The sequence below is a fragment of the Burkholderia sp. NRF60-BP8 genome (assembly GCF_001522585.2).
Lineage (GTDB): Bacteria > Pseudomonadota > Gammaproteobacteria > Burkholderiales > Burkholderiaceae > Burkholderia.
In genome coordinates, this window is sequence record NZ_CP013373.1 from 13,063 (window position 1) to 37,079 (window position 24,017).

18 protein-coding genes, 1 tRNA gene, 3 rRNA genes and 1 pseudogene are annotated in these 24,017 nt (G+C 63.3%); 10 read left to right on the forward strand and 13 right to left on the reverse strand.

The window, feature by feature from the left end; all coding sequences use genetic code 11:
• Positions 1 to 179: 179 nt before the first annotated feature.
• Positions 180 to 425 carry a SymE family type I addiction module toxin gene (locus tag WS54_RS13035; protein ID WP_082725054.1) on the forward strand — a complete coding sequence of 82 codons (246 nt, stop codon included), beginning with the start codon at positions 180 to 182 and terminating at the stop codon, positions 423 to 425.
• A gap of 247 nt (positions 426 to 672) precedes the next feature.
• Here WS54_RS13035 and rrf read toward each other — a convergent pair.
• From rrf to WS54_RS13065, 5 genes are all read right to left on the reverse strand, one after another.
• A 5S ribosomal RNA gene (gene rrf, locus WS54_RS13040) occupies positions 673 to 785 on the reverse strand.
• A gap of 115 nt (positions 786 to 900) precedes the next feature.
• Positions 901 to 3,781: ribosomal RNA gene (locus WS54_RS13045) — 23S ribosomal RNA — on the reverse strand.
• A 452-nt stretch (positions 3,782 to 4,233) separates the two neighbouring features.
• A 16S ribosomal RNA gene (locus WS54_RS13055) occupies positions 4,234 to 5,766 on the reverse strand.
• Together the 16S, 23S and 5S rRNA genes form the textbook arrangement of a ribosomal RNA operon.
• 575 nt (positions 5,767 to 6,341) lie before the next feature.
• Entirely contained in the window at positions 6,342 to 6,875 is a 534-nt protein-coding gene (locus WS54_RS13060) for a cytochrome b (RefSeq protein WP_059780471.1), read from the reverse strand.
• Entirely contained in the window at positions 6,872 to 7,960 is a 1,089-nt protein-coding gene (locus WS54_RS13065) for a catalase family peroxidase (protein WP_059780470.1), read from the reverse strand. The genes WS54_RS13060 and WS54_RS13065 overlap by 4 nt, the downstream gene beginning before the upstream one ends.
• A 157-nt stretch (positions 7,961 to 8,117) precedes the next feature.
• Between WS54_RS13065 and WS54_RS13070 the strand changes: the two genes are divergently transcribed.
• Both WS54_RS13070 and WS54_RS13075 read left to right on the forward strand, forming a co-directional pair.
• Positions 8,118 to 8,639, forward strand: a complete 522-nt coding sequence (locus WS54_RS13070; protein ID WP_059780469.1) for a sigma-70 family RNA polymerase sigma factor — start codon at positions 8,118 to 8,120, stop codon at positions 8,637 to 8,639.
• Complete coding sequence (locus tag WS54_RS13075; protein ID WP_034209720.1) at positions 8,636 to 9,394, forward strand: anti-sigma factor family protein; 759 nt, start codon at positions 8,636 to 8,638, stop codon at positions 9,392 to 9,394. The genes WS54_RS13070 and WS54_RS13075 overlap by 4 nt, the downstream gene beginning before the upstream one ends.
• A 643-nt stretch (positions 9,395 to 10,037) precedes the next feature.
• Here the strand turns inward: WS54_RS13075 and WS54_RS13085 are convergent.
• The 4 genes and pseudogenes from WS54_RS13085 to WS54_RS13100 all read right to left on the reverse strand — a co-directional run.
• A pseudogene (locus WS54_RS13085) lies at positions 10,038 to 10,214 on the reverse strand (Imm71 family immunity protein); the annotation flags it as partial.
• Between the two features lie 16 nt (positions 10,215 to 10,230).
• Positions 10,231 to 10,947, reverse strand: coding sequence for a hypothetical protein (locus tag WS54_RS13090; protein ID WP_059780467.1), 717 nt, complete (start codon positions 10,945 to 10,947; stop codon positions 10,231 to 10,233).
• A 70-nt stretch (positions 10,948 to 11,017) separates the two neighbouring features.
• A complete protein-coding gene (locus WS54_RS13095; RefSeq protein WP_236872779.1) occupies positions 11,018 to 11,245 on the reverse strand; it encodes a hypothetical protein in 228 nt (75 codons plus the stop codon).
• 31 nt (positions 11,246 to 11,276) lie between these two features.
• On the reverse strand, positions 11,277 to 11,522 hold the full coding sequence (locus tag WS54_RS13100) for a hypothetical protein (protein ID WP_236872780.1): 246 nt from the start codon (positions 11,520 to 11,522) through the stop codon (positions 11,277 to 11,279).
• A 601-nt stretch (positions 11,523 to 12,123) separates the two neighbouring features.
• Here WS54_RS13100 and WS54_RS13105 point away from each other — a divergent pair.
• Positions 12,124 to 12,200 (forward strand) — tRNA-Val (locus WS54_RS13105).
• Positions 12,201 to 12,512: 312 nt separating this feature from the next.
• Positions 12,513 to 13,028: a DUF2628 domain-containing protein gene (locus WS54_RS13110; RefSeq protein ID WP_059780488.1), complete on the forward strand. Its 516-nt coding sequence runs from the start codon at positions 12,513 to 12,515 to the stop codon at positions 13,026 to 13,028.
• A 100-nt stretch (positions 13,029 to 13,128) separates the two neighbouring features.
• Here WS54_RS13110 and WS54_RS13115 read toward each other — a convergent pair whose 3' ends face one another.
• Both WS54_RS13115 and WS54_RS13120 read right to left on the reverse strand, forming a co-directional pair.
• On the reverse strand, positions 13,129 to 14,010 hold the full coding sequence (locus WS54_RS13115; protein WP_059780464.1) for a sigma-70 family RNA polymerase sigma factor: 882 nt from the start codon (positions 14,008 to 14,010) through the stop codon (positions 13,129 to 13,131).
• Complete coding sequence (locus WS54_RS13120; RefSeq protein WP_059780463.1) at positions 14,010 to 14,486, reverse strand: carboxymuconolactone decarboxylase family protein; 477 nt, start codon at positions 14,484 to 14,486, stop codon at positions 14,010 to 14,012. Before WS54_RS13120 ends, WS54_RS13115 begins: the two co-directional genes overlap by 1 nt.
• Positions 14,487 to 15,064: 578 nt before the next feature.
• Here WS54_RS13120 and egtB point away from each other — a divergent pair.
• The 5 genes from egtB (at position 15,065) to WS54_RS13145 (ending at position 18,731) form a co-directional block, all read left to right on the forward strand.
• A complete protein-coding gene (gene egtB / locus WS54_RS13125) occupies positions 15,065 to 16,291 on the forward strand; it encodes an ergothioneine biosynthesis protein EgtB (protein WP_059780462.1) in 1,227 nt (408 codons plus the stop codon).
• Positions 16,275 to 17,288, forward strand: coding sequence for an L-histidine N(alpha)-methyltransferase (egtD, locus tag WS54_RS13130; RefSeq protein WP_059780461.1), 1,014 nt, complete (start codon positions 16,275 to 16,277; stop codon positions 17,286 to 17,288). The genes egtB and egtD overlap by 17 nt, the downstream gene beginning before the upstream one ends.
• 291 nt (positions 17,289 to 17,579) lie before the next feature.
• A complete protein-coding gene (locus WS54_RS13135) occupies positions 17,580 to 17,885 on the forward strand; it encodes a hypothetical protein (protein ID WP_027783093.1) in 306 nt (101 codons plus the stop codon).
• A 36-nt stretch (positions 17,886 to 17,921) separates the two neighbouring features.
• Positions 17,922 to 18,176 (forward strand): hypothetical protein, encoded by a 255-nt coding sequence (locus WS54_RS13140; RefSeq protein ID WP_059780460.1) that lies wholly within the window; start codon positions 17,922 to 17,924, stop codon positions 18,174 to 18,176.
• A gap of 186 nt (positions 18,177 to 18,362) precedes the next feature.
• Entirely contained in the window at positions 18,363 to 18,731 is a 369-nt protein-coding gene (locus tag WS54_RS13145) for a hypothetical protein (protein ID WP_059780459.1), read from the forward strand.
• A 223-nt stretch (positions 18,732 to 18,954) separates the two neighbouring features.
• On the opposite strand, the gene WS54_RS13150 is transcribed toward WS54_RS13145, so the two are convergent.
• Together WS54_RS13150 and WS54_RS13155 are read right to left on the reverse strand one after the other, a co-directional pair.
• Positions 18,955 to 21,981, reverse strand: coding sequence for a type III restriction-modification system endonuclease (locus WS54_RS13150; RefSeq protein WP_059780458.1), 3,027 nt, complete (start codon positions 21,979 to 21,981; stop codon positions 18,955 to 18,957).
• On the reverse strand, positions 21,981 to 23,999 hold the full coding sequence (locus WS54_RS13155; RefSeq protein WP_059780457.1) for a site-specific DNA-methyltransferase: 2,019 nt from the start codon (positions 23,997 to 23,999) through the stop codon (positions 21,981 to 21,983). The genes WS54_RS13150 and WS54_RS13155 overlap by 1 nt, the downstream gene beginning before the upstream one ends.
• Positions 24,000 to 24,017: the final 18 nt, after the last annotated feature.

Consider the following 24,017-nt stretch of genomic DNA (forward strand, 5'->3'; position numbering starts at 1 on the left):
CGCTGTAGTGGATCGCGACGCTTCCACACCTATACCGGTTGGCCATCCCTCGAATTTTCCATATTTCGAGATGCCCAGTTAGGTAGACTCAAATGGCAGCACCGCAAAAAAGCGCGGGCCGCATGGGCTGCCACCCATACGACCCGCTGGCCACCACCAACTCAGCGTAGGAGTCGGAAATGGCTAAGGCCAATCATAAGTCACGTGCCCCCGTAACGGAACGCTTCGTCACTGTTCAAGAGTCAGCGCGCCATCATTCCTTGTCTAGGGTCCTCCGTGCTATCAGAGCGCACCGGAAACTGAACACGACGTATTACCCGTGGATCAAATTGGCTGGAGTATGGCTTGAGGGCGCAGGATTCGAGGCTGGAGAACGCGTCGGGATTACTGTCGAGGACAAGCGGCTCATCATTACGCCGATGTGATCGGCGCATTGCCCATGGTGGACGTCGCGATTCACCATCGCTCAGGTAGCTCAGTACCCGAGACTCGATACCGTTAGTAACTGTGACAAGCGACGATTGCAATGCAAGCGCAGCGGGCCAGACACTCAGGTCCGCTGCCGTTTAGCCTGTCGGCACGAGTTGCAACCCATACCAGGCGCACCACATATTTCGGTCGCTAAAATGCAAAAACCCCCGCCTTGTCGGGCGGGGGTTCTTGGCTTAGGGAGCCTGACGATTACCTACTTTCACACGGGAATCCGCACTATCATCGGCGTAGAGTCGTTTCACGGTCCTGTTCGGGATGGGAAGGGGTGGGACCGACTCGCTATGGTCATCAGGCAAAGAGGGTTGTTGCGTTGCTTCGCAGCGCAACCAATCCGGGAAGAAGCAGTAATTTTGAGTTGTGTGTATCGCACACGAGAATCAACAAGTCCTGTTAAGACAGACTTGTTATAGGATCAAGCCTTACGGGCAATTAGTATCGGTTAGCTGAACGCATTACTGCGCTTACACACCCGACCTATCAACGTCCTGGTCTCGAACGACCCTTCAAGGAGGTCTAGCCTCCAGGGATATCTCATCTTAAGGCGAGTTTCCCGCTTAGATGCTTTCAGCGGTTATCTCTTCCGAACATAGCTACCCGGCGATGCCACTGGCGTGACAACCGGTACACCAGAGGTTCGTCCACTCCGGTCCTCTCGTACTAGGAGCAGCCCCCTTCAAATATCCAACGCCCACGGCAGATAGGGACCAAACTGTCTCACGACGTTTTAAACCCAGCTCACGTACCTCTTTAAATGGCGAACAGCCATACCCTTGGGACCGGCTACAGCCCCAGGATGAGATGAGCCGACATCGAGGTGCCAAACACCGCCGTCGATATGAACTCTTGGGCGGTATCAGCCTGTTATCCCCAGAGTACCTTTTATCCGTTGAGCGATGGCCCTTCCATACAGAACCACCGGATCACTATGACCTGCTTTCGCACCTGCTCGACTTGTCGGTCTCGCAGTTAAGCACGCTTATGCCATTGCACTATCAGCACGATTTCCGACCGTACCTAGCGTACCTTCGTACTCCTCCGTTACGCTTTGGGAGGAGACCGCCCCAGTCAAACTGCCTACCATGCACTGTCCCCGACCCGGATCACGGGCCAAGGTTAGAACCTCAAACAAACCAGGGTGGTATTTCAAGGACGGCTCCACCGAAACTAGCGTTCCGGTTTCATAGCCTCCCACCTATCCTACACAGATCGGTTCAAAGTCCAATGCAAAGCTACAGTAAAGGTTCATGGGGTCTTTCCGTCTAGCCGCGGGTAGATTGCATCATCACAAACACTTCAACTTCGCTGAGTCTCGGGAGGAGACAGTGTGGCCATCGTTACGCCATTCGTGCAGGTCGGAACTTACCCGACAAGGAATTTCGCTACCTTAGGACCGTTATAGTTACGGCCGCCGTTTACCGGGACTTCAATCAAGAGCTTGCACCCCATCATTTAATCTTCCGGCACCGGGCAGGCGTCACACCCTATACGTCCACTTTCGTGTTTGCAGAGTGCTGTGTTTTTATTAAACAGTCGCAGCCACCAGTTTATTGCAACCCCTTCACCCTCCTGGCGCAGGCCAGTCAAGCTACAAGGGCGTACCTTATCCCGAAGTTACGGTACCAATTTGCCGAGTTCCTTCTCCCGAGTTCTCTCAAGCGCCTTAGAATACTCATCTCGCCCACCTGTGTCGGTTTGCGGTACGGTCATCGTTAGACTGAAGCTTAGAGGCTTTTCTTGGAACCACTTCCAATTGCTTCGCGACCTAAGTCGCTCGCGCCACACCCTTGAATCCTGCGCCCGGATTTGCCTAAGCGCCTTCTCCAATGCAGCGACCGGGACTTCCAACACCCGGACAACCTTCCGCGATCCGTCCCCCCATCGCATCTAACGACGGTGCAGGAATATTGACCTGCTTCCCATCAGCTACGCATTTCTGCCTCGCCTTAGGGGCCGACTCACCCTACGCCGATGAACGTTGCGTAGGAAACCTTGGGCTTACGGCGAGGGGGCCTTTCACCCCCTTTATCGCTACTCATGTCAGCATTCGCACTTCCGATACCTCCAGCACGCTTTTCAACGCACCTTCGCAGGCTTACGGAACGCTCTCCTACCATGCGAGCAAGCTCGCATCCGCAGCTTCGGTATATAGCTTAGCCCCGTTACATCTTCCGCGCAGGACGACTCGATCAGTGAGCTATTACGCTTTCTTTAAAGGGTGGCTGCTTCTAAGCCAACCTCCTGACTGTTTTAGCCTTCCCACTTCGTTTCCCACTTAGCTATATTTGGGGACCTTAGCTGGCGGTCTGGGTTGTTTCCCTCTTGACACCGGACGTTAGCACCCGATGTCTGTCTCCCGTGATTGCACTCTTCGGTATTCGGAGTTTGCTATGGCGGGGTAATCTGCAATAGACCCCCCAACCATGACAGTGCTCTACCCCCGAAGGTGAGACACGAGGCACTACCTAAATAGTTTTCGGAGAGAACCAGCTATTTCCAGGTTTGTTTAGCCTTTCACCCCTATCCACAGCTCATCCCCTAACTTTTCAACGTTAGTGGGTTCGGACCTCCAGTACGTGTTACCGCACCTTCATCCTGGCCATGGATAGATCACCTGGTTTCGGGTCTACGCCCAGCAACTGAACGCCCTATTCGGACTCGCTTTCGCTACGCCTGCCCTATACGGTTAAGCTTGCTACTGAACGTAAGTCGCTGACCCATTATACAAAAGGTACGCCGTCACCCCTTGCGAGGCTCCGACTGTTTGTATGCATGCGGTTTCAGGATCTATTTCACTCCCCTCCCGGGGTTCTTTTCGCCTTTCCCTCACGGTACTGGTTCACTATCGGTCGATCACGAGTATTTAGCCTTGGAGGATGGTCCCCCCATCTTCAGACAGGATTTCACGTGTCCCGCCCTACTTGTCGCACACCTAGTTCTTTCATACTGTTTTCGCCTACAGGGCTATCACCTGCTATGGCCGCACTTTCCAGAGCGTTCGGCTAACAATACAAATAAAGAGTGCAAGGCTCATCCCATTTCGCTCGCCACTACTTTGGGAATCTCGGTTGATTTCTTTTCCTGCGGTTACTTAGATGTTTCAGTTCACCGCGTTCGCTTCACATGGCCTATGTATTCAGCCATGGATACTCCATAAGGAGTGGGTTTCCCCATTCGGATATCCCCGGATCAAAGCTTGTTTGCCAGCTCCCCGGGGCTTTTCGCAGGCTACCGCGTCCTTCATCGCCTGTGATCGCCAAGGCATCCACCACATGCACTTGTTCGCTTGACCCTATAACGAGTCTGTCTCTGTCGGCCCTCGTTAGCGCTTTAGCGCTTACGAGGGCCCCATCCCCGCATGGGGGACGACAGTCGTTACAGGTTGAGTTCTCGCGTTGTGCCGTATTCCAAATTGAGCCGAACATGAAGTTCGAATCATCTTGAGATACATCGATACAATCACAACCCGGATAGTTTCCACGTCCATCTCAAAGACGCTTCCGCTATCCAAATTACTTACTTCTTCCAGATTGTTAAAGAACGACAGCCGATACGTACTACGTACCGCTCTGACTGACTCAATCGCCAATGAGAAAAACTCGAACCAAACTTCGTTCGAATGTTTGTCATTGAGGATTATCGAAAGCGGCCGGCATTATAACCGATTGAACCGCTAACAGACAGTCTTTCTGTCTCAATCAACAGCCGATAAGCGTGAGCGCTCAACTTCGCGAGAAGCTCTGGAAAGGAGGTGATCCAGCCGCACCTTCCGATACGGCTACCTTGTTACGACTTCACCCCAGTCATGAATCCTACCGTGGTGACCGTCCTCCTTGCGGTTAGACTAGCCACTTCTGGTAAAACCCACTCCCATGGTGTGACGGGCGGTGTGTACAAGACCCGGGAACGTATTCACCGCGGCATGCTGATCCGCGATTACTAGCGATTCCAGCTTCATGCACTCGAGTTGCAGAGTGCAATCCGGACTACGATCGGTTTTCTGGGATTAGCTCCCCCTCGCGGGTTGGCAACCCTCTGTTCCGACCATTGTATGACGTGTGAAGCCCTACCCATAAGGGCCATGAGGACTTGACGTCATCCCCACCTTCCTCCGGTTTGTCACCGGCAGTCTCCTTAGAGTGCTCTTGCGTAGCAACTAAGGACAAGGGTTGCGCTCGTTGCGGGACTTAACCCAACATCTCACGACACGAGCTGACGACAGCCATGCAGCACCTGTGCGCCGGTTCTCTTTCGAGCACTCCCACCTCTCAGCAGGATTCCGACCATGTCAAGGGTAGGTAAGGTTTTTCGCGTTGCATCGAATTAATCCACATCATCCACCGCTTGTGCGGGTCCCCGTCAATTCCTTTGAGTTTTAATCTTGCGACCGTACTCCCCAGGCGGTCAACTTCACGCGTTAGCTACGTTACTAAGGAAATGAATCCCCAACAACTAGTTGACATCGTTTAGGGCGTGGACTACCAGGGTATCTAATCCTGTTTGCTCCCCACGCTTTCGTGCATGAGCGTCAGTATTGGCCCAGGGGGCTGCCTTCGCCATCGGTATTCCTCCACATCTCTACGCATTTCACTGCTACACGTGGAATTCTACCCCCCTCTGCCATACTCTAGCCTGCCAGTCACCAATGCAGTTCCCAGGTTGAGCCCGGGGATTTCACATCGGTCTTAGCAAACCGCCTGCGCACGCTTTACGCCCAGTAATTCCGATTAACGCTTGCACCCTACGTATTACCGCGGCTGCTGGCACGTAGTTAGCCGGTGCTTATTCTTCCGGTACCGTCATCCCCCGACCGTATTAGAGCCAGGGATTTCTTTCCGGACAAAAGTGCTTTACAACCCGAAGGCCTTCTTCACACACGCGGCATTGCTGGATCAGGCTTTCGCCCATTGTCCAAAATTCCCCACTGCTGCCTCCCGTAGGAGTCTGGGCCGTGTCTCAGTCCCAGTGTGGCTGGTCGTCCTCTCAGACCAGCTACTGATCGTCGCCTTGGTAGGCCTTTACCCCACCAACTAGCTAATCAGCCATCGGCCAACCCTATAGCGCGAGGCCCGAAGGTCCCCCGCTTTCATCCGTGGATCGTATGCGGTATTAATCCGGCTTTCGCCGGGCTATCCCCCACTACAGGACATGTTCCGATGTATTACTCACCCGTTCGCCACTCGCCACCAGGTGCAAGCACCCGTGCTGCCGTTCGACTTGCATGTGTAAGGCATGCCGCCAGCGTTCAATCTGAGCCAGGATCAAACTCTTCAGTTCAAACCTGTTACTGTTTTCGGTTTCGTTAGAAACCGGTCGCTCACTCAAAGCTGACAGGAATATGAATCACTTCATAAACCTGACTTACTTTAGTGTGAGACTCTTGATACTTTTGCTATCTGATCCGAGGATCAGCTCGCTTTCATCAAGCGCCCACACTTATCGGCTGTTAATTTTTAAAGAGCATTCTGCGAGGGAACCTGAAGTTTCCCGGCAGCGCTGCGTTTTCAGCAGCAGAGAAGCGAGATTATTAACCGTTTTTTGAAACTCGTCAACAACTTTTTTAACTACTTCGTTGCGACGACTGCGGTTTAATTTCGTATGCACTGGAGTCGCTACAACCGACTTCAACAGCACCGCTTCCCTTCTTCCCCCGCGCCGCGTTTCCGTTAGCGCGAAAGAGGCGAGATTCTAAGCACCTGCCCCGGTCTCCGCAACCCCCTTCGTGAAATATTTTTGACATGCCGTGCCTGCGGCCGTCGAGCCTCCCGATTGGTCATATATAAGCGAGCGCGGCAGCAGCAGCCGCGCTCGCCCGCGAACCGCCCCGCCGCATCGAACCCAACCCGCGTCGCTCACCGTCCCACCATCGCCCTCACCACCCCATCCCGCCGGATCAACCCGTGATACAGCGCGGCCGCGAAGTGCGCGAGGAACGTCAGGAAGAACAGGTAGGCCAGCACGCGATGCGCAACCCGGAGCCACGCGAACGTCACCGGATCAGCGGATACCAGCGCCGGCAACTGCACGCCGCCGCCCAGCGTCACCGGATATCCGCCAGCCGACAGCATCGCCCAGCCGATCAGCGGCATCGCAACCATCAGCGCATACAGGACGAGATGCGACCCGTGCGCGGCCACCTTCTGCCATCCCGGCAGATCCTCGGGCAACGCCGGCGGCTTCGACACGATCCGCACCACGATCCGCACGCACACCAACACCAGCACCGCGACACCCAGCGGCTTGTGAATCGCCACCAGGACCTCGTGCCGCGCGGAAACCGACGCCACCATCCCCACCCCGATGAACAGCATCGCGAGGATCATCGCGGCCATCACCCAATGCAGCACCCGCGCCGGCCAGCTAAACATCGTCGAAGCCTTCATCATCGTCCCTCCCCACTCAATCGCGCCACGCCTGCCACGCCGGCCTCTTCACTCGTGCGACGCAGATACGAATCCGCATACGCGGCCGAGCGCGCCGCCAGCAACGGATCGCCCGACACCTGGATCCCCTGCGGCAGCACCGTCGGGTCGTAATTCACGTCGCGGCACGGGCCGCTGTCCTGCGCCTCCACGCGATCGAGCACGAGCGTGCCCGCGTCGATCGTCGTGCGCTGCGCGGGCCAGATCTTCGTCGCGTCGTCCACCGGGTCGCCGGGCTCGGCCAGCGTGACCAGCAGCTTCCACTTCTGCGCACCGGCCGCGATGCGCTGCGTCACGTCCTGCTGCAGCACGTTCGGATCGGCGGCCGTCGCGACGTCGCCGGCGCCGGCCGTCTGCTCCGGCACGACGCGCCACCGCACCGCCTGGCGCTTGCCGGCCGCGTCGACGAAATAGAACGCGTTCAGCCCGTAATAGCTTTCGGTGACGTAACTCGCGCTCGGCTTCGCACGCTTCACCCATTGGAGGAAGGCGCCCGCCTCCGGATGCGCGCCGAAAAATGCCTTCACCTTCGCCGGATCGGGCTTGCCCGTCTTCGGATCGGGCCGGGTCGCGAGCGTCTGCTCGTAGAACGCCTGCGGCGTCGCCACAGGAAACACCGGCATCGCGTTCATCCCGGTCCGCCATTGCTCGCCGTCCGGCGCGGTGAGCTTCAGCGCGAGGCTGCGGATCGGCACGCTGCTGTCGGGCGCGTACGGGTTGCCGCCCGGCAACGCGAAGCGCCCGACCACCGGCGTGCGCACCGCCTTGAAGAACGGCGCGACCGAATACGCGCTCGCGGCGCCGTTGCCTTCGAAGTAGCCGGTCACGCACACGCCCTTCGCGTGATTGCGCCGAAAGCCCGGATGGACGCCGCTGTTGGTCTGCAGCGCGTCGACGAGCCGGTGCGGGGTCAGGCGCGCGGGCGCGAGCCATCCGCCGGCATACCCGAACGCCGCGGCGACGCCGGCCACCGCGCCGCCGATCACGGCCCAGCGCCACCACCCGCGCCCGGGCTCGCGCTGCGGCGAAGAAGACGAAGATTGCTTCATGAATGCACTCCCGATCGTCAGATCATTGTCGAACGCGCGTAGGACGCCGCCCGCGCCGCTTTATTCCACGAAAAGTTTTTTCGTATGCTGGAGGGAATAATCGGCGCCGACCGGCGTCCTACGCGGCACTACGACCCTTTCGGCAACCGGCCCGGCCATGCACTCCACCGCCCTTGACGACGACGCGTTGCGCGAACTCATCCCCCGGCTGCGACGCTTCGCGCTGTGGCTGGCGCGCGACGTCCACGCGGCCGACGATCTCGTCCAGTCGACGCTCGAGCGCGCGCTGTCGCGCTGGACGAGCCGTCGCGACGACGCGTCGCTGCGCAGCTGGCTGTTCACGATCCTGTACCGGCAGTTTCTCGACGGGAAACGCAGCGCGAAGCGCTACGCGTGGCTGCTCGGCCGCATCCGCGACGACGACGAAGCGCACTGGCCGTCCGCCGAACGCGAATTCGCGGCGCGCGCGACGCTCGAGGCGTTCGGCCGGCTCTCCGACGAGCAGCGCAGCCTGCTGCTGCTCGTCGCGGTCGAAGGCTTCACCTATCAGGAAGTCGCCGACCTGCTCGACGTGCCGATCGGCACCGTGATGTCGCGGCTCTCCCGTGCGCGCCAGGCGCTGCGCCAGCTCAGCGACGGCGAACTGCCTACTCCTTCCTTGCGGTTGATGAAGAAATGAACACGCCTCCGAACGAACATGACCTTCAGGCCTATGTCGACGGCCAGCTCGACGACGATGCACGCGCCGCGGTCGAACGCTATCTCGCACTGCATCCGGAGCGCGCGGAACAGGTGAAGCAATGGCAGCAGGACGCGCAGCGGCTGCGGGCCGCGCTGGAGAGCGTGCGGATGCCGGCGGACAATCCCGCGCTCGATCCGGCGGCGATTCGCGGCCGGCGGGCGGAGCGCACACGGATGCGGTTCGCGATGGCGGCGTCGTTCGTGTTCTGCGTCGGGCTCGGGACGTTCGGCGGGTGGCAAGCGCGCGGCTGGAACGCGCCGCCGCCCATCGCGCCGATGAGCGATGCGGTCAAGGCCTACCGGATGATGGTGGTCGATCAGACGGCGAAAGTCGATTACCGGCCGACCGGTGCGGGTGATTTGCAGGGGTGGCTCACCAGGCGCGTCGGTGCGTCGGCGAAGCTGCCGGATTTGAGCGCGGCGGGGTTCACGCCGGTCGGCGGACGGTTGTTCACGACGGACAGCGGGGCCACGGCCGCGATGGTGCTTTATCAGGACGATGCGGGGCAAACGCTGAGCTTCTATCTCCGGCCGGCGGAATCGGAACATCGGCTGCTGCCGGCCGGGCAACGCGTGGATGGCGCGCTGCTGGCGCGGTATGGATCGGTGAACGGCCTCAACTATGCGGTGGTCGGGCCGGCCGGGAGCGTCGGGGAGAAAGCGGTCCTGCAGGCGCTCGATCAGCAGACTTGAAGTGATACGATGCGCGCCCGGACGGCGGTCGGTGGTGGCCGCCCGCGCCTTTTCCGGCGCGGCTCGGCCCGCTTGAACGGGCGCACGCTCACCGCTCGAATGCACAGCGTTTCGACTGGCTTTCGTCGGCTGTTATTCACATTGAAACCGCTCCATCACCTTTAGAATCACAGGGTTTCGAGTCGCCGCGGAACAGGATATCCACATCGATCATGACGGTGCCGCATGCTGACTTCGATGGGTTCGCTCACCCTTGGCATGCACAGCGTTTCGGGTTGTTTTGGGCGTCGATATCCACAAGCCGGGTGATCGGCCAAGCGTCTTCGCCGGATTCGACTGCGCTCACCCGTTGAATGCACAGGGTTTCGAGTGGCTTCGAGTCGACGATATCCACAAGGCATTCGACTTCCGGAAGTCGCACGCGATTTGTTCGCTGCCCGCTTGCATTGTCGACAAAGCCTTGTCGGGCAAGACATTCAGGTCAACGAGCCCATCGAAACCGGAATGCTCGCCGGTCGGATGCACAGGGTTTCAACTGGATCGTGCGCCGGTTATCCACACACCGCCGCTCGCGCTTCGGGTCACTTCGTCCCCACTATCCCGAGAATCTCGCCGGTTTCCGGCGCGATGACGTAGTGGTCGGCTCCGGATCGTCATCGGGCCACGTATTCGCCGCATGTTCATACGCGTTCGCAAATCGCGCGAACCCGTCGCGCTTGCGCGTCCAGTGCGACAAGCTCGTCACGCGTTGAAGCAGCCAGAAAATCTTGCGCCGAGCGGCGTCGTCCGTCATGTCGTGCTGCTCGATCGTGCCCGTCACGATGGCTCCGCTACGCTCATGTCGGCGTGTCGTCGTTGCACAGGCCGCTACGTTCCAACACCGCCCGCAGGCATACCGGACATACGAGCTCACCGGCGTCCCACAGCTGCACGAACATAGCCCGATCGTCGATGCGGAACGTCGATTCAACGATATCGATATCCGGCCCGAGCACCTTGCGCAAGAACGTTTCGTCAAACCAGTGCGTGGCGCCCTGCTTCATGCTGGCATCGGTTACTCGCACGACAGGACAATCGCGGATCACGTCGATCGACAAGATCGCGGCCTCGATATCCGGTGACGTCCGCGTCGGCCGGATCAAGCCGTGCAATTCGCAGCGTGCGACGCCGCGCGGCCAATTCGCATTCGCCGCGACGACTGACGTGTCGAACGCCTGTTCCTTCGTCGTCGGTTTATAGGGCACCTCGCCGGAGCGCACGAGCAATTCGTCCAGGCATGCCGAACACAGATGCGCACGCAAACGTTCCAGCGCCGCAATCTTCGGAAACGCCTTCACGTGCGCAACGTTGTCGATGAAGGTCGCATCGACCTCGTGTTCGTCAAGTTCGGCACGCAGCATCCACATTTCACGGCTGTATTTCGGCCGGTCGAGCGAAACCTTCACGAGTTCGCCGGGCGAGAACTGCCCGCGCTGCCGGATGCGCGCGGCAATGCCAGTCGACGTCGTGATCCCGTTATCGCGTCCGTGCCGATGGCACATGATCGGTCCCATTACCGGCTCCGGTGGCGGGCAGTACTGGTATCGCCCGGGCCTTGCTTCGGTTTTATCGTATCGCTCGCTGTCATCGATGGCTCAGGATTCGAAATGCCTCGCGCGATTCGGTCATGCCGTTCGATGATGTATTGCGCCGGTCCGCGCCATGCGACCGAACGGTACCCGGGCCGCACGACGCCGGTCTCACGGTAATACTCGACGAGCGCCTGCGGGCGCGAATCGCCACGTCGGTCGCCGCAACCGCGACATGGCCGGCGATGAACGTCTCCTTCATCGCGTCGACAGGTGCGCTCATCGATCGCTTCGCCCGGTGTCGTCTGCCGTGATCACCCTGCCTCCTTCGCGAGCCATCCGACGATCGCCGCGATATCTTCGTCGGAAAGTTGCCCGACACGCTCGACGGAAACCCCGTAGTCGAGATCGAACTTCACGTTGAATCGCTCGCCCTTGTAGCGGCAACACAGAACTTCCGCTTCCGGTATCGACGCGCGTCGCTCGAACACGACGTCGCCGGGATGTCGCCGCATCCGTTGTACGACTGTGTCGATATCGAGCGCGTGGAGGCGGGTCAACGAGGAATCGGTCATGTGCCGTGAGTCTGTCCGTCCGGCTTTGCATCCCGGATGCCGGCGATTCTACAGACATGAAGGCTTGCGCATCGATCGATGCGCTTCACAGCGTTCCGCTTCGTTCATTCAGGCGCTGCACGCAGTGCATGTCCCGCGCGAAGCACAGTCCGCCGACTGTGCTTATCCAAAGGTGTTAACAGGGTTCGTATATATACGTAGTGATAGTTAACAAGCGCTGTGCGTCACAGTGGATAACCTCTGTAACGCACTGAATTCTCGGCGCGAAGCGAAATGCATAACCCTGGGTGCGCGACGTGAACAGCGCCCGGCAGCACAGAACAACTTTTCGTCGATTCACAGCCGCGCCGACCTATCCTCAATCGTTCCACTGTGAATCCAGAGGCTTGCCGGAGGGTTATCCAGAGGGGAATGTGGATAACACCGCAGCGCATCGACGCGTTTTGCTGTGATGCGAACGGATGAGGCCGACGCTGCCGGCATCGCCCGGCAACATCGACGTCAGCCCGCGCACGCCCCGTTTCAAAAAATTTTCACGAAGGGGCTTGTGCTCGCCGGAAACCCTCTCTATAATTCGCGGCTTCTTAGGCTCGTAGCTCAGTTGGTTAGAGCACCACCTTGACATGGTGGGGGTCGTTGGTTCGAATCCAATCGAGCCTACCAACGAACAAAATGAAGGGGTCCGGCAGCACGACTTGCCTACAGGCAACGCGGCTCGCCAAACATACGAACGCCACGCGGCAACATCGCGTGGCGTTTTTCTTTTCCGGTCCGAAACGACGCGTGAAGCCCCGACGCGTCGTGTCGTGCGAACCGCGGCATCGCATCCTCCGTTCGACATCCCGACTTGCCACACAATGGCCAATGCACGGCGCGTAGAATCGTGTGCGCATCGACGTGGCGGCTTCGCCCGTCGCCCGATTTCCACCGCATCAAAACAACGACGCGCGCTTCGCGCGGCTGAGAGCACACGACATGTCCGAGGTCACGACCGCCGCATCGCGCGCAAGCCACGACGAAATCGCCGCTTACGTCGGCAAGAAGGCCGACTGGTACGAACGAAAGTGGGCGATCGCCGAATCGCGCAAAAGCCGGCAGTCGTGGAACTGGGCCGCGTGCTTCCTCGGCCCGGTCTGGATGGCGTATCGATGCATGTACTGGCAGGCGGCCGCCGTGCTCGCCGTCACGCTGGGCATCACGCTGATCGAGTTGCTGTACTTCCCGGGATACTTCGAATCGAGCACGCTCGACCCGGCCACGATTGCGATCGCGGTGTCGCTCGGCTGGTACGGGAACGGCCTCTACAAGCGGTACGTCGAACGCAGGATCGAAAAGCTGCGCCCGAACGCGACGTCCCGCGAATCGTTTCTCGCGCTGCTCGACGCGCAAGGCGGCACGAACTGGCTGGCGGCGGCCGGTTTCGCCGTCGCGACGCCGCTGCTCGGCGTACTGCTGTACATGATCGGCAACGCCGGCGGCATGACGTTCTGATCGCGGTCGCCGGCAACCGGCAACGCGGGGTGAACAGAAGAGGGCGGGCGGCGCCGTCGCCATGCATCCACATGGCACGCGACGCATGCTCGCGCCACCCTCAATGCAGATGCTTCAATTTGTCAGGATTGCGCACGACATAGATCGCGACGATCTTCCCGTCGTCGATCTCGAGCGCGGTCGTCTGCAGCTCGCCGTCGGCTTCCAGCGTGACGAAACCCGGCAATCCGTTGATGTACCCGGCCCGCACGAGCTTCGACGCATGCGTCGTGAACAGCTCGGCGAGGTACGCGTGCACCCGCATCACGCGTTCGAAGCCGAACACCGGCTTGCCGGCCGCGGTACGCTTGCCGCCGCCGTCCGAATGCAGGCTCACGTCCTCGGCGAGCATCGCGCCGAGCGCGCGCATGTCGCCGCTGCGTGACGCCGCGAAGAACGCTTCGGCCAGCTCGATCCCGCGCTGCTTCTCGACATGAAAACGTGGCCGCGCGTCGCGCACGTGCGTGCGTGCCCGCGCGGCGAGTTGCCGGCACGCGGCCGGGTCGCGCTGGATCGTCGCGGCGACTTCGTCGAATTCGAGGCCGAACACGTCGTGCAGCAGGAACGCCGCGCGTTCGAGCGGCGAGAGCCGTTCGAGCGCGAGCAGCAGCGGCAGCGTGACGTCGTCCTGTTGATCTTCCTCGACGACCGGCTCGGGCAGCCACGGGCCGATATAGGTTTCGCGCTGGCGCCGCGCAGACTTCAACTGGTCGAGGCACATGCGCATCACCATGCGGCGCAGGAACGCCTCGGGCACGCGCACCTCGGTGCGATCGACGTCCATCCAGCGGATGAACGCGTCCTGCACCATGTCCTCGGCATCCGCGACGGAACCGAGCATCCGGTACGCGACGCGCAGCAGCGTGCGGCGCAGCGGATCGAAGCTCGCCGCCGCGTCGGCCCGTTCGTCGGCGCCGACGTTGGCCGGGTCGAGGTTCGACATCAGGCCACCATCTTCGCGGCGGCGGCCTTCGCGTCGGCCGGGTCAACCCACAGCCCGAAGCCGACGGCGAGCCGGTTCCAGCCGTTGATCACGTTGATCATCACCGTGAGTTTCACCTGTTCCTCCTCGCTGAAATGGTCGTTCAGCGCCGCATAGGCCGCTTCGTGCGCAGCGTGTCCCTCCGACAGCCGCGTGAGCGCGTCGGTCCAGCCGAGCGCCGCGCGCTCGCGGTCGGTGTAGCAGGGCGCTTCGCGCCACGCGGACAGCAGGTAGATGCGCTGCTCGCTCTCGCCTTGCTCGCGCGCCTCGGCGGTGTGCATGTTAATGCAGTTCGCGCACGTGTTGATCTGCGACGCGCGGATCTTGACCAGCTCGATCAGCGTCGGCTCGAGGCTTCCGGCGGCGGCGACCGACACGGTCATCCAGTGCTTCATCAGCGCGGGGGCGGCGGCAAACGGATTGAGTTTTGCAGTCATGGTGGCTTCTCCTTTCGTGTGGGTTCCGCCGATATGACGAGCGAGCCCCCCGCGGGTGTGACATCGATGCAAAAAAATTTTCGAAATCGTCGGCGCGGGCGGCGGCAAGCGAAGGGCGAGGCCGTCGAGCAGGGCGCTGCGGGACGCGATGTCGACGGACGAAGGGGCGCATCGCGCCGTTCCGCCGACGAACGCGCGCCATCGACCTTTCATGCACGCCGTGCGGTTGTCACCGGACGTCAGCAGTGTGCAGTTGCGGGCACGTGTATTGCGTCCGTCGGCCGAACCCGGCCGCGACGGCCGCCGACGGTTCGTGCCGCGTGCGACGCCCCCCAATCGAGAATGCTTTCATTTTTCTTTCCGCTTCGTTTCATCGGAAATCCGATTCGCGACGTTCACATTTCTGGACCATACTGTTCTGCACGGGCAGACGAAGTGACGCCGCATCCGCGGCCCGGCGCGCGCCGGTTGCCCGACGACGCAGCAGCAGGTTGCACGTCAGCCGCGCGCACCCCAGCGCAAGGCTTTCCCTTTTCCGGCAACGCAACGCAGCGAATCGCGACGTGGACGGTAAACCGATGAGCCTCCTTGCATCACAGCTTCAGCGCCGTTACCAGGACGTGCGCGCCCATAGCGTCGCGTTGACCGCGACGCTGTCCGCCGAAGACCAGGCCGTGCAGTCGATGCCCGACGCGAGCCCGACGAAATGGCACCTCGCGCATACGACGTGGTTCTTCGAAACCGTCGTGCTGATGCGCCGCGTGCCCGGCTACGCGCCGTTCGACGACGCATTCCAGTTTCTCTTCAATTCCTATTACGAAGCGCTCGGCCCGCGCCATCCGCGACCGCAGCGCGGCCTGCTCACGCGTCCATCGCTGGACGACGTGCATGCGTACCGGCAATACGTCGACGACGCGATGCTGCACGCGCTGGCCGAGGCCGACGCGGCGCGGCTCGAGGCGATCGCGCCCGAGCTGGTGCTCGGCCTGCATCACGAGCAGCAGCATCAGGAACTGATCGTCACCGACATGCTGCATGCGTTCTCGTGCAACCCGTTGCGACCGGCGTTCCGGCCACGCACCGGCGCCGATGCGCAACGCGCGCTCGCCGCGGGCGACGCCGGCCCGTTGCGCTGGCTGCATCAGCCAGGCGGGCTCGTCGAGATCGGCCACGACGGCGATGGGTTCTCGTTCGACAACGAACGGCCGCGTCATACGGCGCTCGTGCGGCCGTACGAGATCGCGAATCGCCTCGTGACGAACGCGGAATTCGCGGCGTTCGTCGCGGACGGCGGCTATACGCGCCCCGAATTCTGGCTGTCCGACGGCTGGGCCACGGTGCAGCGGGAAGGGTGGCAAGGGCCCGCGTACTGGATGCCGGACGACGACGACGCGGCCGCCACGCGCGTGCGGCGCACCTTCGGCCTGCACGGCGTCGAGCCGCTCGCGCCCGACGCGCCGGTGTGTCACGTGAGCTTCTACGAAGCGGCCGCGTATGCGGAATGGGCCGGTGCGCGGCTGCCGACCGAATTCGAATGGGAAACCGCGTTCGCGGCCGACGGCATCCAGCAGATGCTCGGGCAGGTGTGGCAGTGGACGCGTTCGTCCTACGAGCCGTATCCGGGCTTTCGGCCGCTCGCGGGTGTGGCGGCCGAGTACAACGGCAAGTTCATGGTCGGCCAGCAGGTTCTGCGCGGCAGCAGCATCGCGACGCCGCCCGGGCACGAACGGCCGACGTACCGCAATTTCTTTCCGCCGGCGGCACGCTGGCAATTCACGGGAGTGCGACTTGCGCGAGACGTCTGACCTGACGGCCACGAGCGGTGGCCTGCAACCCGCCCGCGATGCGCGGCCGAGCGCGTTCGAGCGCGACCTGATCGACGGACTGTCGCGCACGCCGCGCAGCATTTCGCCGAAATACTTCTACGATGCGGCCGGTTCCGCGCTGTTCGACCGCATCTGCGAACTGCCGGAGTATTACCCGACGCGTACCGAGCTCGGCATCCTGCGCGAGCGCGCGGCCGAGATCGCGCAGCGTGTCGGCCCGCATGCGGACATCGTCGAATTCGGCGCGGGCTCGCTCGAGAAGATCCGCATCCTGCTCGACGCGTTCGCGAACAACTACGCGAACGCGCCGGCGCGCTACGTGCCGATCGACATCTCGGCCGACCATCTGCACGGCGCGGCCACCCGCCTGCGCGCCGCGTATCCGTGGCTCGACGTCGCGCCGCTCGCGGCCGACTACACGAAGGCCGAGCAACTGGCCGAGCTGACCGAAACGCCGCGGCGGCGCATCGGCTTCTTTCCCGGGTCGACGATCGGCAACTTCTCGCCGGAAGAGGCCGACACGTTCCTGCGCGACGCGGCGCGGCTGCTGCGCGGCGGCGGCCTGCTGGTCGGCGCGGATCTCGTGAAGGACGAGCGCACGCTGCACGCCGCGTACAACGACGCGCAGGGCGTGACCGCGCAGTTCAACCTGAACCTGCTGGTGCGCGCGAACGCCGAACTCGGCGCGGATTTCGACGTCGATGCGTTCTCGCACTGCGCGTTCTACGACCGCGAGCGGCAGCGCATCGAGATGCATCTCGTCAGCGACGTCGCGCAGACCGTACACGTGCGCGGCCACACGTTCAGCTTCGAAGCCGGCGAGCGCATCCACACGGAGAACTCGCACAAGTTCACGATCGACGGCTTCCATGCGATCGCGCGCCGCGCCGGGTTCGAACCCGATACCGTGTGGACCGATGCGGACAACCTGTTCAGCGTGCACTGGTTGCGCAGCGTCGACGATATCCGCGCGTAACCGCGCGCCGCCGCGAACCGCTCGCGCCGCAGGATGAGGGCGGTTCGCTCCCCGTGCGCCGGCGGGTTCGATCCGATCGCCGGTTTCGTGCCGAAAAAACCTTTTTTACCGACCCGATGCATCGCCGCAACGGTGTCCGGCATGCCGCCTCTCCCGTGCTCCATCAGGCTTTGCGGACACCTGTAAACGTCCGTTACCTGTCTCGCATACCCGTTTCACCTGTGTCGGCGTCCGGTGCCTAGACTCCGAACCGTAGTCACACGACGCACGACACGTGCAGGGAGTCGCGAAATGAGCAAGAAACTTATTCTCGGTGCAGTTCTCGGTGTAGCGGCGCTGGCAGCCTCGGGTGTCGCATCGGCCCACGTCGACCTGTCGGTCGGCATCGGCGTGCCGGGCGTCTACGCTGCGCCGGCGCCCGTCTACGTGGCGCCGCCTCCGCCGGTGATGTACGCGCCGGTCGGCTATCGCGACGACGGTTGGCGCGGCGACGGCTGGCGTCAGCGCGAATGGCGCGAACACGAGTGGCGCCGCCATGAATGGCGCGAGCACGAGTGGCGCGAGCGCGGCGGCTGGCGTGGCGGCCGCTGGGACTAAGCGGCCCGATCGATCATTCGAGAGGAGAGTGAAAACATGACGCCCGTTCGATACATCGGACTGCGTGCCGCCACCGCTGTCGTTGCGCTCGCAACGATCGGCAGCGCGCACGCGGCGGGCTGCATGAAGGGTGCGGTGGCCGGCGGTGTGGCCGGCCACTATGCGGGGCACCACGCCGTGGTCGGCGCCGTGGGCGGCTGTATCGTCGGCCATCACATGGCGAAGCAGCACGCGCAAGAGCAGGCCGCGCAGCACAAGGCCGCCGCGCAGCGCATGCAGCCGGCGCAGTAGGCGCGTCGTCGCTTGGGCGACGTCGCCGCATCGCCCCGGCGCTTCGCCCCTGCGTTCATGCACGCCCCCAATTGATCCGACGAATGCGTGCCGCACGCGTCGTTACGATCATTTACAACGTCGTGCTGCACGAATTCTGCGCGTTCATAAAATGCAGTCACGCAAACGCGCTCAAGGGAGCACAAAATGAAACGGCAACGATATCTGTCCGTCCTGGCGGCCGCGCTATTCGCGCTCGCCTCGGTGTCTGCCCATGCGGCGGCCGGCGGCAATGGCGGGGGCAACGGCGGCGGTCATGGCGCTGGCGGCTCGGGCGGCAACGCAGGCGGCATGTCGGGCGGCCACATGAGCGGCCAGGCGCTGAGCAACTCGAACGGCATGCACGCCGGCGACCGCGACAAGGGCCTGTCGCGCGCGGCCGACCGTTCCGACACGATCGCCGATCGCGCCGGCACGCAGCCGGGCCGCGGTCACTCGCACGCACATGGCCATACCGCGCATGCGTCGACGTCCACGCATCATTCGCATCGCAACGCATTCGGCCGCACGCTGTAAGCGCAGCCGGTGAATGCACGGGAAGGGCGCTTCGGCGCCCTTTTTCATGACGAAAACGCAACGTGTCGGGCGAACGAAAACATCGTGCCGACCCGATTTGCAACCAGCCGTAACGGCGTCGCCCGCACGCGAGCATGCGGATTGCTTTCACGCGGCTAGCCGGCGCGATCGACGACGGCCGGGCCACGCCGATAAAAAAGGCGGCTCGTCGCCGCCCTGCGTGTCACCGCACCGCGCCCGCCGGCGCCGCCGCGGGTTCGAACAACGCATCCGGCTGCCCGACGCGCACGAAGCGCGCCGCTCCATCGCCATCGGTCAGCGCACGGAAATGCGCTTCGCCGCACGCGAGCTTCGCGCGCTCGTGCTCGCTCGGCACGTGGCCGTCGGCATTCGGCGTATCGACGACGAAGTACAGCCGCTCGCCGCCGTGCTGTTCCGCGAGCACGGCCCAGTCCGGATGGTAGCTGCCGAGCGGCGTCTGCACGCGGAACCACGCCGGCAGCTTCGCGTACAGCTTCACGCCGTCGTGCGCTTCGAGCGCGTCGGCGAACGCGCGCTCGGCATCCGTCTCGCACACGACGGCCTCGTGGATCGACTTGCGCGCGTCCGGCCGCAGATTGCGCAGGTAGCCGGTCAGCGCTTCGCTCTCGAACGATTCGAGCGCATGCACGTGGCGCTCGCCGAGCTTGCGGTACGCGATGCCCGCGACGAGCGCGAGCCGCTTGCAGCGGTTGATCGCGTCGGCCGCCACCGCAATGAACTGCTGCGGATTCACGCGGAAATCGTCGAGCCGGCCGCTGTCCGCAAGGATCGTCGCGAGCGAACGGCGCGTGAGCTGCGTCCGGTCCTGCAACTCGGTGAGCAGGTCGGGCAGCGGCAACTCGCCTTCGTCGAGCAGCACCGTGCCGGCGCCGGCCACCTCGATCGCCTCGATGCCGGCCTTGCCGATGTCGATCTCGGCCTTGCGCCACTGCAGCCGCGCCCGCGCGATGTCCGGCGCGGCGCGCAACGCGGCCGTGCAGTCGCGCACCAGCTTCGCGTTGTCGAACTCGACGCGGTACACGGTGCGATGACGGATGCGATCCCACAGCGCACGGAAATCCTCGCCGAACACGACGGCCTTGCCCGACGCATCGCGCCGCAACGCGATCGCGCGGCGCTCGTCGGCGTTGCGCACCGCGAAGCGGCCCGACAGCTTGCGCAGCGTCGCGACGATCGGCGCACGCAGCCGCTCGAACGCGTCCGGCAGCACGAGCGCGCTCTGGCGCAGCGCATCCTTCAGCCGGTCGAGCACCTTGCCCTGCGCGTCGACGTAGCCCTGTTCGTGCAGATGGTTCCACAGCACGCGCGACAGCTCGACGCCGAGCGCATGCGCGGGGCCGCCGTCTTCCTGCACCGGCAGCGCCGCGAACTGGTGCTCCTCGACGATCCCGAAACGAATGCCGGTATCGGCCTCGATTTCCTTTTGCAGATTCTCCGCGAACGACTCGTAGCGCTCGGTCGCGATCACGGTGAGCGTGTTCACGCCCGGGTCGCGCACGCGCTCGCCGTCCTGGTCGACGGCGAGGCGCAGCCCGCGGCCGAGCGTCTGGCGGCGCTCGCGCTCGGTCTGGATGTCGCGCAGCGTGCAGATCTGGAACACGTTCGGGTTGTCCCAGCCTTCCTTGAGGGCCGAGTGCGAGAAAATGAACTTCAGCGGCGTGTCGAACGACAGCAGCGCTTCCTTCTCGCGCATGATCAGGCCGTACGCACGCTCCGCGTTCTCGCGGGCCGCCGCGCTGCTCTCGCTCGTGTCGGTCCAGCCGCCCTTGCGGTCGATCGAGAAGTAGCCGTTGTGCGCACGCTCGACTTCGGCGGCCACGTCGACGCCGTCGAACAGCGCACGGTAAGCCGGCACGCGCGCCGCGCGCGCATATTCCTCTTCGAAGATCAGCGCGTAGTCGCCCTTCACGGGCATCCCGTTCTCGTCGTAGCGGCGATAGCGCTCGACCGAATCGACGAAGAACAGCGACAGCACCTTCACGCCGCGCTCGGCGAGGCGCAGCTCCTTGTCGAGATGCTCGCGGATCGTGCGGCGGATCATCTCGCGCTGCACGGCAAGCGTGTCGATGTCGCCGAACGCCTCGCCGAGCGACAGGAATGCCTCGCCTTCCGGATGGCGCAGTTCGACGTACTCGGCGCCCTTGACCGCATGCACTTCGCCGATCCGCAGCCCCGCGTACAGCGCGCGCCTGGTCAGGCGCTCGAGATCGTCGCCGTCGGTGGCCGACACGATCTGGCGTTTCACGCCCGCAGCCGTCGCGACGTCGAGCTCGATGCGCGCGCTGATCGCGCCGCGCCGGTTCGACACGCCGACGAGCCGCACGTACGGCTTGTTGTGCGCATCCTCGACGATCGCCGACGCGATTTCGATCTGCTTGACGAGCTTGCGCTCGTACGCGTCGACCGCGTCGAGCCGGTACACCATGTGGTGGCGGTCGACGTGCGTGGCCGAATAGCGCAGCGTGCACAGCGGATTCATCGCGGCGAGCGCCTCGCGGCCGCGCCCCTCGAGGCCGCCGTCGACGCTTTGCGGCTCGTCGACGATCACGATCGGCCGCGTCGCGCGGATCAGGTCGATCGGTTTCTCGCCGCCGGTCTTCTCGCTGTCCTTGTAGAGGTTGTTGATCTCTTTCTTGTTGATCGCGGCGACCGTCATCACCATGATCTGGATCGCCGCGCTCGCTGCGAAGTGGCGCACCTGGCCGAGCTTCGCGGAGTCGTACAGGAAGTAGTCGTACGGCACGCCCGCGTACAGCGCGCGGAAGTGATCCTCGGTGATCGCGAGCGTCTTGTGCACGCCTTCCTTGATCGCGATCGACGGCACGACGATCACGAATTTCGTGAAGCCGTAGCGGCGGTTCAACTCGAAGATCGTGCGCAGGTACACGTAGGTCTTGCCGGTACCCGTCTCCATCTCGACGGTGAAGTCGCGCGAGCCGGGCAGGCCGGACGGCGGCAGCCCGCCGCGCAACTGCACGTCGGCGAGATTGCGCGCGAGCGCGTCATCGGTCAGCGACAGCCGGTTTCCGACGCCTTGCTCCGATACCGCGAAGCCGAGCGAGCCTTGAGCCGCGGCCGTCGTGCCGGGCGCGGCGTTCGCGAGCACGCTGAAGTCGCCGCGATACGACTCCTGCCCGCGAAACAGGTCGCAGACGGCGTCGATCGCCTCGCGCTGGTAGTCGAGATCCGCTTCGAAATGCAGCCGCATCACAGGCTCCGCACGCGCTTCACGCCGTGCTGTTCGAGCAGCGCGGCGAGATTGAGCTTCGCGACGTCGTCGACGAAGCCGCTGTCGCGGAACAGGCACGTGACGTCGCGCGACGCGCCGGTCGCATCGAGCAGGTCGACGATGCCGTCGGCGAGCGGGCCCGCGTCGTCGCGCGAGATGCGCGCGTCGAAGCACGCGACGATCGCGCGGCCGATCAGGTGCACCGTCTTGCCGGCTACCTGGTGATGCTCGACCGGCGTGCACAGGTCGAGGCCGAGCTTCAGCGTCAGCTCGGCGAGCAGGTCGTCCTCGGTGCGGCCGGTCTTCACGTGTTCGACGGACGCGAACAGCGCGTGATCGAAATCGTCGCGGCGCGGGTCCCACTCGATCACGTTGGTCGTGTCGAGCCGGTACACGCGAAAGCCGAGGTCGCCATAGCTTTCCGGATAGTCGCGCGCGACCTGCTGCGCGGCGCGGCGCAGGCGTTCCTTCGTGATTTCCGCGAGCGTGAGCGGCTTCTTCAGCTTCGCGCAGAAATCGGCGGCCGCGGCTTGCGTCTTGTCGCGGCGGTCGAGCGCCTCGGGCAGCTGCACGAGAATGTAGCGGCGCGCGCCGCCGTCGGTCGCATTCACCTGCATCACCGCGTGGCCGGTCGAGCCGGAGCCGGCGAAACAGTCGAGCACGATGTCGTCGCCGCGCGTGCACCAGCCGATCACGGCCGCCGCGAAGTCGACCGGCTTCGGCAGGTCGAACGGAATGCCGAGCGTCTTCAACAGCGCGTCGTCGGAGCCGGCGAACGGCAGCACCGACGGCACGTTCTCGTACATGTTCTCGTCGAGGTAGTAGATCCGCTGCGGCTGCGTGGTTTCATCCGGGCCGAATTCGATCTGGCCGCGCTCGAGCAACGCCTGCATCGTCGCGGGCGGGTTGCGCCAGCCGCGCGCCGGCATCGCGCACGGCTTGCCGGTGACCGGGTGGATCAGCGGCGTGAAATATTCGTCCGGCGCCTTCTTCTTGTTCGGCCACGCCATCGACACGAGGCGGTACACGCGGCCTTCCGCCGACAGCCGGTCGTACATCACTTCGCCGCCGGACAGATTGGTCTGCGCCTTCAGCCACGCGCGGTACGCCTTCTGCGCGTCCTTCGGGTTGCCGCTTCGGTATACCGCGTCGTGCGCGGCGTCGAGCATGCGCTGCGCGTTGCGCTTCGGGCGCTTGAGCGGCGCCCGTTCGAGCAGCGTCTCGGCGTTGCGCGCGAACAGCACCAGCGATTCGTGCTGGTACGCGACGCCGCGCGCGTCGCCCTTCGGGTTGCGCTTGTCCCACACGGCCACGCCGAGCTCGTTTTCCTCGCCGAAGATCTCGCGCAGCATCAGCACCAGCGCATGCACTTCGTGCTCGTCGATGTGCACGGCGATCAGCCCTTCGTCGGACAGCAGCGCATGCGCGAGCTTCAGGCGCGGATACATCATGTTCAGCCAGTCGGTGTGGAACCGGCCGTTCGCCTCGGTATTGGTGCTGCGCTTCACGCCGCCGTCGGTCTGGCCGGTCATCGCCAGGTAGTGGCGAATGCTGTCGCTGAAGTCGTCCGGATAGACGAAATCGCTGCCGGTGTTGTACGGCGGGTCGATGTAGACGAGCTTCACCTTGCCCGCGTAGCTCTTGTGCAGCAGCTTCATCACGTCGAGGTTGTCGCCCTCGATCACGAGATGGCGCGTGTCGTCCCATGCGACGCTGTCGTCGGGGCAGGGGCGCAGCGTGCCCGTCGACGGCGTCAGCGCGGCCTGGCGCGCGCTGCGCTTGCCGTGCCAGTGGAAGCCGTAGCGCTCGTCGGCGTCGCCGACCGTGCGTTCGCCGATCAGCGCCTTCAGCACGTCGACGTCGACCGACGCGCCGTCCGGGCCTTCGGTCACGAGTTCGGGGAACAGCGCCTTCAGGCGCGCGACGTTGTCGGCGGTGAAATCCGTCGACATCGCCTGCGGGCTGGCCGCATCGAGTTTCTGCATCGTCTTTTCCATCGGAGCCCGGCCGCGCGC

Excerpts from the sequence above, each read along its gene's own strand:
- WS54_RS13035 (WP_082725054.1), top strand. The coding sequence starts at position 180 with ATGGCTAAGGCCAATCATAAGTCACGTGCCCCCGTAACGGAACGCTTC.
- WS54_RS13060 (WP_059780471.1), bottom strand. The coding sequence starts at position 6,875 with ATGATGAAGGCTTCGACGATGTTTAGCTGGCCGGCGCGGGTGCTGCAT.
- WS54_RS13065 (WP_059780470.1), bottom strand. The coding sequence starts at position 7,960 with ATGAAGCAATCTTCGTCTTCTTCGCCGCAGCGCGAGCCCGGGCGCGGG.
- WS54_RS13070 (WP_059780469.1), top strand. The coding sequence starts at position 8,118 with ATGCACTCCACCGCCCTTGACGACGACGCGTTGCGCGAACTCATCCCC.
- WS54_RS13075 (WP_034209720.1), top strand. The coding sequence starts at position 8,636 with ATGAACACGCCTCCGAACGAACATGACCTTCAGGCCTATGTCGACGGC.
- WS54_RS13090 (WP_059780467.1), bottom strand. The coding sequence starts at position 10,947 with ATGGGACCGATCATGTGCCATCGGCACGGACGCGATAACGGGATCACG.
- WS54_RS13095 (WP_236872779.1), bottom strand. The coding sequence starts at position 11,245 with ATGAGCGCACCTGTCGACGCGATGAAGGAGACGTTCATCGCCGGCCAT.
- WS54_RS13110 (WP_059780488.1), top strand. The coding sequence starts at position 12,513 with ATGTCCGAGGTCACGACCGCCGCATCGCGCGCAAGCCACGACGAAATC.
- WS54_RS13115 (WP_059780464.1), bottom strand. The coding sequence starts at position 14,010 with ATGTCGAACCTCGACCCGGCCAACGTCGGCGCCGACGAACGGGCCGAC.
- WS54_RS13120 (WP_059780463.1), bottom strand. The coding sequence starts at position 14,486 with ATGACTGCAAAACTCAATCCGTTTGCCGCCGCCCCCGCGCTGATGAAG.
- egtB (WP_059780462.1), top strand. The coding sequence starts at position 15,065 with ATGAGCCTCCTTGCATCACAGCTTCAGCGCCGTTACCAGGACGTGCGC.
- WS54_RS13135 (WP_027783093.1), top strand. The coding sequence starts at position 17,580 with ATGAGCAAGAAACTTATTCTCGGTGCAGTTCTCGGTGTAGCGGCGCTG.
- WS54_RS13140 (WP_059780460.1), top strand. The coding sequence starts at position 17,922 with ATGACGCCCGTTCGATACATCGGACTGCGTGCCGCCACCGCTGTCGTT.
- WS54_RS13145 (WP_059780459.1), top strand. The coding sequence starts at position 18,363 with ATGAAACGGCAACGATATCTGTCCGTCCTGGCGGCCGCGCTATTCGCG.
- WS54_RS13150 (WP_059780458.1), bottom strand. The coding sequence starts at position 21,981 with ATGCGGCTGCATTTCGAAGCGGATCTCGACTACCAGCGCGAGGCGATC.
- WS54_RS13155 (WP_059780457.1), bottom strand. The coding sequence starts at position 23,999 with ATGGAAAAGACGATGCAGAAACTCGATGCGGCCAGCCCGCAGGCGATG.